This is a genomic window from Desulfovibrio subterraneus, assembly GCF_013340285.1.
Lineage (GTDB): Bacteria > Desulfobacterota > Desulfovibrionia > Desulfovibrionales > Desulfovibrionaceae > Halodesulfovibrio > Halodesulfovibrio subterraneus.
The window spans coordinates 50,688-62,964 of sequence record NZ_BLVO01000005.1; the positions used below are offsets into that span (position 1 = coordinate 50,688).

12 protein-coding genes are annotated in these 12,277 nt (G+C 59.8%); all 12 read left to right on the plus strand.

Annotation, left to right across the window (positions count from 1 at the left end; translation table 11 throughout):
• Positions 1-34 precede the first annotated feature (34 nt).
• The 12 genes from HUV30_RS03195 (at position 35) to trpA (ending at position 12,201) form a co-directional block, all read left to right on the plus strand.
• Positions 35-835, plus strand: coding sequence for a 2-amino-3,7-dideoxy-D-threo-hept-6-ulosonate synthase (locus tag HUV30_RS03195; protein WP_174403995.1), 801 nt, complete (start codon positions 35-37; stop codon positions 833-835).
• Between the two features lie 154 nt (positions 836-989).
• Positions 990-1,961, plus strand: coding sequence for a 3-dehydroquinate synthase II family protein (locus HUV30_RS03200; RefSeq protein ID WP_174403996.1), 972 nt, complete (start codon positions 990-992; stop codon positions 1,959-1,961).
• A 2-nt stretch (positions 1,962-1,963) separates the two neighbouring features.
• The gene (pheA, locus tag HUV30_RS03205) at positions 1,964-3,133 is read left to right on the plus strand and encodes a prephenate dehydratase (RefSeq protein WP_174403997.1); all 1,170 of its coding nucleotides are present in this window, start codon (positions 1,964-1,966) and stop codon (positions 3,131-3,133) included.
• A gap of 15 nt (positions 3,134-3,148) precedes the next feature.
• Positions 3,149-4,474, plus strand: coding sequence for a 3-phosphoshikimate 1-carboxyvinyltransferase (gene aroA, locus HUV30_RS03210; RefSeq protein WP_174403998.1), 1,326 nt, complete (start codon positions 3,149-3,151; stop codon positions 4,472-4,474).
• Positions 4,471-5,274 carry a prephenate dehydrogenase/arogenate dehydrogenase family protein gene (locus HUV30_RS03215; RefSeq protein WP_174403999.1) on the plus strand — a complete coding sequence of 268 codons (804 nt, stop codon included), beginning with the start codon at positions 4,471-4,473 and terminating at the stop codon, positions 5,272-5,274. Before aroA ends, HUV30_RS03215 begins: the two co-directional genes overlap by 4 nt.
• Before the next feature lie 210 nt (positions 5,275-5,484).
• On the plus strand, positions 5,485-6,900 hold the full coding sequence (locus tag HUV30_RS03220) for an anthranilate synthase component I family protein (RefSeq protein WP_243452055.1): 1,416 nt from the start codon (positions 5,485-5,487) through the stop codon (positions 6,898-6,900).
• Positions 6,881-7,465 (plus strand): anthranilate synthase component II, encoded by a 585-nt coding sequence (locus tag HUV30_RS03225; RefSeq protein ID WP_174404001.1) that lies wholly within the window; start codon positions 6,881-6,883, stop codon positions 7,463-7,465. Before HUV30_RS03220 ends, HUV30_RS03225 begins: the two co-directional genes overlap by 20 nt.
• A gap of 10 nt (positions 7,466-7,475) precedes the next feature.
• Positions 7,476-8,471 (plus strand): anthranilate phosphoribosyltransferase, encoded by a 996-nt coding sequence (gene trpD, locus HUV30_RS03230; protein WP_243452056.1) that lies wholly within the window; start codon positions 7,476-7,478, stop codon positions 8,469-8,471.
• Entirely contained in the window at positions 8,464-9,225 is a 762-nt protein-coding gene (locus HUV30_RS03235) for an indole-3-glycerol-phosphate synthase (protein WP_174404002.1), read from the plus strand. The genes trpD and HUV30_RS03235 overlap by 8 nt, the downstream gene beginning before the upstream one ends.
• Positions 9,226-9,257: 32 nt before the next feature.
• Complete coding sequence (locus HUV30_RS03240; RefSeq protein ID WP_174404003.1) at positions 9,258-9,896, plus strand: phosphoribosylanthranilate isomerase; 639 nt, start codon at positions 9,258-9,260, stop codon at positions 9,894-9,896.
• Between the two features lie 334 nt (positions 9,897-10,230).
• On the plus strand, positions 10,231-11,424 hold the full coding sequence (gene trpB / locus HUV30_RS03245; protein WP_174404004.1) for a tryptophan synthase subunit beta: 1,194 nt from the start codon (positions 10,231-10,233) through the stop codon (positions 11,422-11,424).
• A 9-nt stretch (positions 11,425-11,433) separates the two neighbouring features.
• Positions 11,434-12,201, plus strand: a complete 768-nt coding sequence (gene trpA, locus HUV30_RS03250) for a tryptophan synthase subunit alpha (protein ID WP_174404005.1) — start codon at positions 11,434-11,436, stop codon at positions 12,199-12,201.
• The last annotated feature ends 76 nt before the right edge of the window (positions 12,202-12,277 follow it).

The following is a 12,277-nucleotide window of genomic DNA, read 5'->3' on the forward strand; positions in this document are numbered from 1 at the left end:
CCAGCGTGAAACCGTATATTACGAGGGATTTCAGATGCATATTGGCAAAAAGATCAGAATGGAGCGTATCTTCAACCGTCTTACCAGCCGCACCATCATCGTGCCCCTGGACCATGGCGTGACTGTCGGCCCCATCGAAGGACTGGTGGACATGCGCGAGACCGTGAACAGCATTGCCGAGGGCGGTGTTGACGCGGTGCTCATGCACAAGGGCCTTGTACGCTGCGGACACCGCGAAGGCGGCAAGGACGTTGGTCTTATCGTGCACCTTTCCAGTTCCACCTCCATGTCTCCCACCCCCAATGCAAAGACCCTAACCGCCTCGGTAGAAGACGCCATAAAGCACGGTGCGGACGGTGTTTCCGTGCATGTGAACCTTGGTGATGAAACCGAACGCGAAATGCTGGCCGACCTTGGCCGCGTGGCTGCGCAGGCTTCCGACTGGGGTATCCCGCTGCTGGCAATGATGTACGCCCGCGGCCCCAAGATTCAGAACCAGTTCGACCCCGAAGTGGTTGCCCACTGCGCCCGCGTGGCCGTGGAGCTGGGGGCCGACATCGTCAAGGTGCCCTACACCGGCGATATGGATACCTTCTCCCGCGTGGTCGATTCCACCTGCGTTCCCGTGGTTATCGCGGGTGGCCCCAAGATGGATTCCACCCGCGAGTTCATTCAGATGGTGCACGATTCCGTGCGTGCCGGCGGTTCCGGCCTTTCCGTAGGTCGCAATATTTTCCAGCACAAGCGTACTCCGCAACTGGTCAAGGCGCTTCGCGGCGTTGTCCACGAAGATTGGGATGTTGAACAAGCCATTGCAATAGTCGGCGAAGATTAGACCTCCGGAGAATGGGCTTTTTGCCCTCTGCCAACGCGTTTTCACCGGGCATGAGGCACTTCTTGTGCGCAGAGCAGCGGTCGGCACCTTTGGCAGAGAGCAAAAATCCAAATTATCCGGAGAGTTGTCTAGTTTTTACAAAATTGGAAAAATCATGAAAAAGGTATTGTTCAAGAGCGTCCCGTTCAACAAAGAGCACATTACGCTTGCTCTGGAGTCCGGCGTGGATGCCATCATCGTCGCAGCCGGCGACGTGAAGAAAGTGGAAAGCCTTGCCCGTTGCACTGTGATTGCCGAAGAGGCCATGCCCGTTATCGTCTTTGATTCCAAAAAGGACGAGGAAGAGGCAACGGCCCGCCTTGCCAAGGGTGAGAATGTGGCCATTGCACGCGGCTGGGAGATCATTCCCATTGAAAACCTGCTGGCCCAGTCCGACAATGTGACCGTGGAAGTGGCCACGCTGGCGGAAGCAAAACTGGCGGCGGGCATTCTTGAACGTGGAGTCAACGCCGTGGTGGTGCTCCCCGAAGGCGTGGAGGAGCTGAAGCAGATCGTGGCCGAACTCAAATTGTCGCAGGGCACGCTTGATCTGGTGTCCGCCACCGTCACCAGCGTGCAGAATGTGGGCCTGGGGCACCGTGTGTGCGTGGACACCATGTCCGTGCTGAAGACAGGGCAGGGCATGCTGGTGGGTAATTCCAGCGCCTTCACCTTTCTCGTCAATGCGGAAACCGAGCGCAACGAATACGTGGCCGCGCGTCCCTTCCGCATCAACGCCGGAGCCGTGCACGCCTATGCGGTCATGCCCGGCGACCGCACCACCTATCTTGAAGAACTCGCCTCCGGCGACGAAGTGCTCATCGTGAACCACGACGGCTCCACCTCGCTGGCGACCATCGGACGCTGCAAGACTGAGGTCCGGCCCATGCTGCTCATCAAGGCAAAGGTCGGCGGCGTGGAAGGCGCGGTATTCTTGCAGAATGCGGAAACCATCCGCGTGGTGCGCAAGGACGGTTCTCCGGTCAGCGTGGTTGTTCTGAAGGAAGGCGACGAGATTCTGGTGCGAACTGACGCGGCAGGCCGCCATTTCGGCATGCGTATTCAGGAAGAGATCAAGGAAGGCTAGCCATGCCCGGTTCCAAATCCGACAAGACTGAAGATAACCCGCGCATGCTGGAAGTGCGCAGCGAGATTGACGACACGGACCAGCAGATACTCAAACTGCTGAACCACCGCGCCTCGCTGAGTCTTGAAGTGGGGCAGCTCAAGCGCGGAACGCAGGATGTGATCTTCAAACCCTTCCGCGAAAAGGAAGTGCTTGAGAACCTGCGGCGCGGTAATGCCGGTCCCATTCCCCACGAGCATCTCAGTTCCATCTACCGTGAAATATTCTCCTCTTCCCGCGCTCTGCAGCGCCCGCAACGGGTGGCCTACCTCGGGCCGGAAGGAACCTTCTCCTACTTTGCCGGAGTGGAATATCTCGGCAAATCCGTCGAATACCTGCCCCAGAAGAACCTGCACGAGGTGTTTCGCGCCGTGCATTCCCGCGAGTGCGAGTTGGGTGTCATTCCGCTCGAAAATTCGCTGGAAGGCACCGTGGGGCAGAGTCTCGACCTGTTTCTCGATTTTGAGCTGCACATTCAGGCAGAACTCTATTGCCGCATAAGCCACAGCCTGCTCACGCGGGAACGGTCGCTTGCGGCGATAACCACCGTGTATTCGCATCCCCAGCCTCTGGGGCAGTGCGGCAGCTGGCTGCGGGCGAACCTGCCCAATGCGCAGATAGTGCCGACTGAAAGCACGGCGGCCGCAGCACGGCGGGTGCGTGATGAAAAGGGCGCGGCTGCCATAGGCCACGGCAAACTGGCAGATCTGCTTGATCTGAACATACTGGCCCGCGGCATTGAGAACATGCCCGACAACTGGACCCGCTTTGTGATTATCGGGCCCAAGCCCTCGGACGGAGAAGGGCGCGACAAGACCTCGCTGCTGTTCTCCGTACCGGACAAGCCCGGGTCACTGGTGAGCGTGCTGCAGGTAATGGCCATTGAAGGCCTGAACATGAAAAAGCTGGAATCGCGTCCCATGCGGGGCGAAAAATGGCGCTACGTCTTTTTTGTGGACGTGGAGTCCGATCTCTCTGACGAACAGTACAAGGCGTTACTTGAGGAGCTGCGCGGGCACTGCCAGTCCCTGCGCATTCTGGGCAGTTATCCCTCCGGTCCCTATATTGATGTGGCTGCGCGGGTGGACGAAAAGAATCTGCAGTCCGTGCCGAAGACGGAAAGCGTGAAGTAGCTGAAGGAAAATGTCATGAGCAAGGTGATTGAAATTGAAGCACCGGCGTCCAAGTCGGTGTCGCACCGCATGGTGATAGGTGCGGCGCTGGGTGTGGGCGAATCGCGTCTTGCCAATGTGCTGGAAAGCGACGACCTGAAGCGGACCATGGAGATCATGCAGGCGTGCGGTTCGCGCATTGAACGTCTGGGCGACGGTCTGTACGCCATCAGCGGCGTGGCCGGAACTCCGGCCGGTGGAAGGGATGAGCCTGTTTCATGTTATGTGGCGGAATCCGGCACTACCTGCCGTCTGATGACGGCCATTGTTGCGGCGGGCCTCGGACGCTTCCGCATTCATGGTGCTCCCCGCATGCACGAGCGGCCCATCGGCGAGCTGGTCATGGCGCTGCGTATGCTCAATGTCGGTGTGGAATGGGAAGGCAAGGCAGGCTATCCGCCTCTGATCATCGATACCGACGGCATGCCCGGCGGCGAGGTGAACATCGGCATGGACGAATCCAGCCAGTACCTTTCCGGCCTGCTCATGGCTGGCCCTTTGGGCAAGACCCTGACCATCAACGTGACCGGCAAGAAGGTTGTGAGCTGGCCCTATGTAGGCCTCACCCTGAAAGCCATGGAAGAATTCGGCCACAAGTTCCGCGTGGAAATGCTGGAAGACGGTCAGTGGGTGGAAAAGGACTGGCGCACCATCCGTAATGTCGTTCCGGGCAAGACGCGTTTTGTGGTGAAGCCGGGCTTCTACCATGCCGGTGACTACCGTGTGGAAGGCGACTGGTCCAACGCATCCTACTTCCTCGGTGCCGGTGCCGTGGGCCCGAATCCCGTGCGCATTTCCGGCCTGCGTGCCGATTCGCTGCAGGGCGACAAGGCCATGCTGAAGATTCTTCAGGACATGGGCGCCAAGGTGGATATCGAACCCGACGCCGTGACCGTGCATCCTTCCCGTCTCAAGGGTATTACCGTGGATATGGGCGACTGTCCGGATATCGTACCCACCGTGGCGGCTGTGGCCGCCTATGCGGAAGGCCCCACCACCGTGACCAACGTGGGGCATCTGCGCATCAAGGAATGCGACCGCCTTGCCGGTCCTGCCGCGCAGCTTGCCAAGGCGGGTATCAAGGTGGACGTGCATGAAGATGGCCTTACCGTGCATCCTGCCGGTCGTGAGTCCATCAAGGCTCCGGCGGGAACGGTGTTTGAGGCTTACAACGATCACCGCATGGCCATGAGCCTTTCCCTGCTCTGCTTTGCAGGTGTGCAGGTGGAACTGGACGACCCCAAGTGCGTTGCCAAATCCTTTCCGGGTTTCTGGCGCAAATGGGCCAAGGTGTCGGCATGAGTGAGGGTGGCTTTGAAAGTGACTTTAGCGGCGGCAAAGTTGCCGTCATAGGTTCCAACGGCCGCATGGGCCGGATGCTCTGCACCCGTTTCAAGGCCGCAGGGTATGACGTAGCTGAAATTGACCAGCCTTTGACAAATACGTCACTTTCAGCTGGACTGTCAGGGGCGAGTGTGGTACTGCTGTGCATTCCTGCGGCAGCCTTTGTCACGGTATTGCACCAGATAGGCAGCATACTCCAGTCTCCGCAGGTACTTGTGGATATAACTTCGGTAAAGGTACAACCCATGCACCAGATGCAGCACGCCTACAACGGCCCCATCGTGGGTACCCATCCTCTCTTCGGACCAGATCCGAAGGCGGACGAGGTGCGTGTTGCCGTCACTCCCGCAGAGGGAACTGACGAAAAGCATGTGGCCATGGTGGAAGACCTGTTCGCCCGCATCGGCTGCGAACCGTTCCGTACCACTGCGGAAGCGCATGACGAGGCTGCTGCCCTTATTCAGGGGCTGAACTTCATCACCACCGTTTCCTACCTTGCCACTCTGGCGCACAAGGATGAGATCACTCCGTATCTCACGCCTTCCTTCCAGCGTCGTCTGGATGCCGCCAAGAAGATGATGACCGAGGACGCAGAGCTGTTTGAAGGGCTGTTTGAAGCCAATCCCAGCTCGCATGATGCCGTCCGTTCCTTCCGTAACATGCTGAACATTGCCGCCGGTGGCGACATCAACGTGCTCGTAGAGCGCGCTCTTTGGTGGTGGCGTGAGAACAGCAATACGGGAGGGGTGCGTCATTAACTGACCACTGGCATAGAGTATAGAGTTCTCAAACGCCGCGTTCCTCCCGGAACGCGGCGTTTTTTTGTTTCGGAGCAGGGCGGCAGCAAGATGGTGCAAGCAATCAGGAGCCGTCCGGCAGTAGAAAAAGCGGAAAACAGGCACGATACCGCACCGGGCAACCGGAGCGGGACAGATACAAACACCACAGGAAGTCAGGGAGACAACCGAATGAACGTATTACTCAAGCAGACAGGCCAATGGCTGGCGGCGGATATTCAGACGCCCATCAGCCTCTTCCTCGGACTGGTGGGCTCAGGGCAGGGTTTTCTGCTCGAAAGCGCCGAGGTCGATGGCCGTTGGGGCCGCTACAGTGTGATCGGGTTCAACTTCCTGCTCCGTCTGGGTTGCAAGGAAGGGAAGCTGGAGGTCGCATCGCGCGACAAGAGACTGGATTTTCTGAAGCAGTTTGAAGGCATGGATTTTATGGACGGCGTCCGCGCCGTGAACAAGGCCGTTACCGTTGAGGCAGCAGAAGGGTTCGACAAGCTGCCGCCCATCGCGCGCGGGCTGTTCGGCTATTTCGGCTACGGTGCTGCAGGCATGTTCGAACCCAAGCTGCGCAACGTGCTGCCGCCGGAAAGTGCGGAAGCCTGCCTTGTGCTGCCGGGAACCATAGTGCTGTTCGACCATCTGTACAACAAGCTCTGCCTGCTCACGCTGGCAGACGGCCTGAACGTGCGCATGGACCGTGCCGCTGTGGAACGCAAGGCGGAGCCGCCGGACGTGGGACCCATAACCACCATTCCGGATCGCGCCACCTATCTGCGCAACGTGGACAAGGTAAAGGAACTCATCCGGCAGGGCGAGGCCATTCAGGTGGTCATATCCACGCGGTTTCAGGCGCCGTTTTCGGGCGAGCCCTTTGTGCTCTACCGTCGTCTGCGGCAGATCAACCCTTCGCCCTACATGTTCTTCATGCGCCTGCCCGGTGTGAGCCTCATCGGTTCTTCCCCTGAAGTGCTGGTGCGCAGCAGCAAGGGCGAAGTGGAGGTGTGTCCCATCGCAGGTACCCGTCCCCGTGGCGCTTCGGAGACCGAAGACCTCGCGCTTGCCGAAGACCTGAAGGCCGATCCCAAGGAACAGGCCGAACACGTGATGCTGGTGGACCTTGGCCGCAACGATGTGGGCCGCGTTTCCGCACCGGGTACGGTTTCCGTGGACAAGTACATGCAGGTGGAGCGTTTCAGCCACGTCATGCACATGACCTCGTACGTCAAGGGCAAGCTGCAGCAAGGCAAGGATGCGCTGGATGTGCTGGCCGCCACCTTCCCCGCAGGCACCGTGAGCGGTGCGCCCAAGGTGCGGGCTATGGAGATTATCGCGGATATAGAAGCCCTGCAGCGCGGACCCTACGCCGGTGCGGTGGGCTGGATGAGTCTGGATACCGACAACGCCGATCTGGATACCGGCATCCTCATCCGCACCATGTGGGTGCGCGACGGGCTGGTGCAGTGGCAGTGCGGTGCGGGCATTGTGCATGACTCCGTTCCAGAGAAGGAATGGGAAGAATGCCACAACAAGGCTCGGGCTCTGAAGGTTACCATCAACGGAACGGGGGACGGCGATGTTTTTGCTTATAGATAACTACGATTCCTTCACCTTCAATCTGGTGCAGGCCTTCCAGAAAACCGGAAAGAATCCGGAAGTATACAAGAACGATGATCCGCGCATTCTGGAACTGGCGGAAAGCGGCACGCTGGAAATGGTGTGCATTTCGCCCGGTCCCAGCAATCCGCAGAACGCGGGCCTGTGTCTGGAATTTCTGAAGCGGCTGCCCGTGCATGTACCCGTGCTGGGCGTCTGTCTGGGGCATCAGATTCTGGGGCATTTTGCCGGAGCCAGCGTGGTTATAGGGCCGCGCATCATGCACGGCAAATCGTCCATGCTTGAGCACGACGGCACGGGCATGTTCGCAAACATTGCCTCGCCCATGCAGATAGGCCGTTACCACTCCCTTATCGTGAATGCGCACGAGGCACCGGAATTGCTGGAATCCACCTCGCAGGTGCAGACGGACGACGGGCAGGTGGAGGTTATGTCGCTGCGCTATACCGACCGACCGTGGGTGGGGGTGCAGTTCCACCCCGAATCGGTGCTGACGCCCGAGGGTGAAACCCTGCTGGCTAACTTTCCCGCAAATATCATGTAAGGAGGCTGCTGTGAAAACCGTAGAGATTCTCGAAACTCTGGCGGAAGGCAACGACCTGTCCGCAGAGATGGCAACAGTGGCCTTTACCCGTCTGATGGACGGGGAGATGAGCGCCGCTCAGGCCGGAGCCTTTCTCATGGGCCTTCGGCAGAAAGGCGAAACCGCGCTGGAAATGGCAACCGCCGTTTCCGTGTGTCTGGACCGCGCCCGTCTGGTGACGGGGCTTTCCGGCAAACGCATGGACCCCGTGGGCACGGGCGGCGACGGCAGAAACAGCTTCAACTGTTCCACTGCCACGGCGCTCACGCTGGCGGGTATGGGCTATCAGGTGACCAAGCACGGCAACAGGGCGGTTTCTTCCTCCTGCGGCAGTGCAGATGCCGTGGACGGCATGGGCATGCCCATGCTGCAGGAGCCGCAGGACCTGCGCGGCGAACTGGCCAGACGCAATTTCGTGTTCCTGTTCGCCCCGTACTTCCACCCCGCATTCAAGCACATCATGCCCGTGCGGCAGGAACTGGGCATGCGCACCCTGTTCAATCTGCTGGGGCCGCTGCTCAACCCCGCGCGTCCCACGCACCAGCTGCTGGGCGTTGCGCGTCCCGAATACATGCAGCTCATGGCGGATGCGCTGGCCCTTTCCGGCATTGAACGGGCCGCCGTTGTGCACGGTGCGGGAGGCTATGACGAACTCACCCCCATGGGCCCCGCACAGGTGGTGATGGTGGAAGGGCGCACAACCCGCTCTCTGTCCATTGATCCGGCAGCCTATGGCATTGCCCCGTGCAGGCCCGAGGAACTGGCCGTTTCCGGCAAGGAGCAGGGGCTGGCCGTGCTGAAGGAACTGCTCGCGGGCGAAGGCCCCGCAGCCATGCGCGAAATGCTGGTCTTCAACGTGGGGGTTGCCGTGCACCTGCTGGAAGACGGCAGAGATATGGCCCAGTGCATGACCATGGCACGCGACGCGGTCATGGCCGGAGCAGGCGGGAAGGTGATTCATGCTTGAGCGTTTTCGTACCGCCAAGGCCGGAGAAATCCGCGCTCTGGAAGCGCTTGCCGCACAAAAGGCCATGCCCGCTCCCTTTACGGGGGCTCGGCCCGCGTTCGGCGCGGCGCTGCAGCAGCCGGGGCTGAGTGCCATATGCGAATACAAGCGGGCTTCTCCCTCAAAGGGCGAAATCGAGATGGCGCTCTCTCCCGAAGAGGTGGCGCGGCAGTATCAGGAAGGCGGGGCGAGCGCCCTGTCCGTGCTGACGGAAGAGGTCTACTTCAAGGGCGACCTTGCGTTTCTCGACCGCATGACCTTTACGGGGCTGCCCCTGCTGCGCAAGGATTTCATCTTTCACCCCCTGCAGGTGACGCGCACGGCGGCAACACCGGCTTCCGCTCTGTTGCTCATAGTGCGTATGTTCAATGATACAGGTGTGTTGCGTGAACTTCTGGACATGACTCATGCCCTTGGCATGGAAGCCGTAGTGGAGGTGTTTGATGAAAAAGATCTGGAAATGGCCCGCGAGGTCGGTTCGCGAATCATACAGGTGAACAACAGAAATCTGGATACCTTGCAAACTGACCTTGCCATTTGCGGGCGACTGGTGCAGGACCGAAGCATAGCTGAAGTTTGGATAGCCGCCAGCGGTATATCCACCCCGGAGGACAGGCTGCATGTTGCCGCTCTGGGATATGACGCAATGCTGGTGGGCACCGCGCTCATGCAGGGAGGCGCTCCGAAAAGGGCGCTGCAAACCCTGCTGGCGTAAGGCTCTGCAGCAGGCAAGGAGAACAGGAAATCATGTTGGACAAGGAAATCTTCGTTAAGGTGTGCGGCATTACCAGCCAGCACGATGCCGATCTCTGTGTACGGTACGATGCGGACTTCGTCGGGTTTATCTTCCACGACAAGAGCCCCCGCAATATGACCGTGGAAAAAGTGCGCGCCATAGAAACGCCCACGCTCATGCGTACCGGCGTGTTTGTGGACCAGACCGTGGACGAGGTGAAGCGCACCATGCAGCACGCCCGTCTCAATCTGGCACAGCTGCACGGCGATCAGGACATCGAATTCTGCAAGGCACTGGGCAAGACGCGCGTCATGAAGGTTTTCTGGCCGGACCGTTACGCCACGCGTGAAGAGCTAGAGGCGGATATGGAGCGGTTTGCTCCCTACTCCCGTTTCTATCTCTTTGACGCAGGCACCGGTGGCGGCGGACACGGCAAGGGGCAGGACTGGTCCTTCCTCGCCGGACTTCGCGGCATAAAGACGTGGTTCATCGCAGGCGGCCTTGGGCCGGATACTATCAAGCAGGCCATAATGGGCTGCAATCCCTGCGGGCTGGACCTCAATTCCGGTGTGGAAAGCGCTCCGGGCGTCAAGAGCGAAGAAAAGCTCAAGGCCGTGTTCGACATGATCCATAATCCGCTGGTGGGTTAGACGGGAAACGTCGGAGGTTGGCTGTTTAGCCTGGCCTCCGGCGGGCAGGGCGCTGCCCTGCATCCGGCAGGAGGCACTGCCTCCTGCACCTCGATACGCGAGAGACTTCTGTTGTTGGGCAAGCTGCGCGGCTTCACCTCATTTCTGATATTTTTCAGGGTGGGGGGCGAGACCGCAGTTTGGCTTCAACGCGGATGGCGGGCTTGTAGGTAAAAGGGTTTTCAAAGGGGGCGTTCCCCCTTTGGTTCTGCGAAGCGTCTTCTTCATAAGCGCCGCAGGCACATAATCCTGACGCACCGCAGGCTCTTCAAACTTCAGCAAACGAGCAGAGATCATGAAAAAAGGATACTTCGGCGACTTTGGCGGCCAGTTTGTGGCGGAATTGCTTATTCCCCCGCTGCGCGAGCTGGAGCACGCCCTTGAGACCATAGTTCCCTCCCCTGAGTTTCAGGCCGAGTTTTCGGCATTGTTGCAAGACTATGTGGGCCGCAAGAGCCCGCTCACGCATTGCCCGACCCTTTCCAGAGAGCTGGGCTTCAATCTGTGGCTCAAGCGTGAAGATCTGAACCACACCGGTTCGCACAAGATCAACAACACCCTCGGTCAGGCCCTTCTGACCAAATACATGGGCAAGCCCGCGTTGCTGACCGAAACCGGCGCCGGTATGAACGGCGTGGCCACGGCCACTGCTGCCCGTGCGCTGGATCTGGACTGCATCGTGTTCATGGGCGCAACGGACGTTGCCCGCCAGTCGCACAACGTGCGGCGCATGCAGCTGCTGGGGGCGGAAATCGTGCCCGTGCAGAACGGCACCAAGACCCTGAAGGATGCCATCAACGAGGCGCTGCGTTTCTGGATTGCAGAGCAGCGCACGCACCACTACTGCTTCGGCACGGCTGCCGGCCCGCATCCCTTCCCCACGCTGGTACGCGAGTTCCAGTCCGTGGTGGGACGCGAAGCGCGTGAGCAGATTCTGGAAAAGACGGGCGAGCTGCCGTATGCGGTGGTTGCCTGTGTCGGCGGCGGTTCCAACGCCATCGGCGCGTTCCACGCCTTTGTGCCGGATGCGTCTGTGAAGCTGGTGGGGGTGGAGGCCGCAGGCACCGGTGAACCCGGTTGCTATAACTCCGCACCGCTCAACCTTGGTTCGCGCGGCGTGCTGCACGGCCAGATGACCATGCTGCTGCAGGACGGGGATGGGCAGATCATGCCCTCGCATTCCGTTGCCGCAGGTCTGGATTACCCCGGCGTGGGACCGGAACATGCGCACCTGCACGATTCCGGCCGAGCCCACTACGGCACTGTCAATGATGCACAGGCACTTAAAGCCTTCATGACCCTTACCCGTTCAGAGGGCATAATGCCCGCCCTTGAAAGCTCGCATGCCGTGGCGTGGGTGCTGGAAAATAGGGACCGGATTCCGAAGGGGGCCAATGTCATCGTCAACCTTTCCGGTCGCGGTGACAAGGATATGGACATCATTGATGAGCACCTCGGTGCGCAGCCAGTGCACGGCAGAAAAGGGTAGGGTGGCAGCATGACAACTTCACGATTGACCGAACGTATCCGCAAGGTAAACGCGGCAGGCCGCAAGGCCCTTATTCCTTTCATTCCCGGTGGGTTTCCCGATCTCGGCCAGTTCTGGACGCATCTTGAGGCGCTGGATGCCGGTGGTGCGGACATCATCGAGATCGGCGTGCCCTTCTCGGACCCCTGTGCAGACGGACCTGTTGTGGAAAAGGCTTCCATTCAGGCGCTGGAAGCGGGCGTGTCCCTCAAGTGGCTGCTGGATGGCCTCAAGGCCCGTGCGGGCCGTTTTCAGGCAGAGCTGGTGCTCATGGGCTACCTGAACCCCTTCCTGCAATACGGGTTTGATAAACTGGCGGAAGACGCCGCAGCTGCCGGTGTTTCCGGCTTCATTATCCCCGACCTGCCGCTGAACGAGGATGCGCCGTATCGTGCAGCCCTGAAGGGTAAAGGCATGGCGCTGGTGCCGCTCGTGGGCCTGAACACCGATCTTGAGCGTATGAAGGCATATGCCGCAGAGGCTGAAGGCTATGTGTATGTGGTCTCGGTGCTCGGTACCACCGGCGCACGCGAGAGCTTTCCGGCAGAACTGGCGGATGCGCTGGCACGTGCGCGCGAGGCTTTCAGCGTGCCCATTGCGCTCGGCTTCGGTATAAAGGAACCCGGTCAGCTCAAAGTGTTCGGCGATTCCATCGACGCTGTGATATTCGGCAGCGCACTGATCACGCATATCCGCGAAACAGGCAGCGTGGATGCGTTCATGGCCCGTTGGGCATAGCGCTCTCAGTCTGTTCCGGAAACGGAAGTTTGCAAATACAGGCCGGTCTCCGCAGGGGACCGGCCTATTATTATGG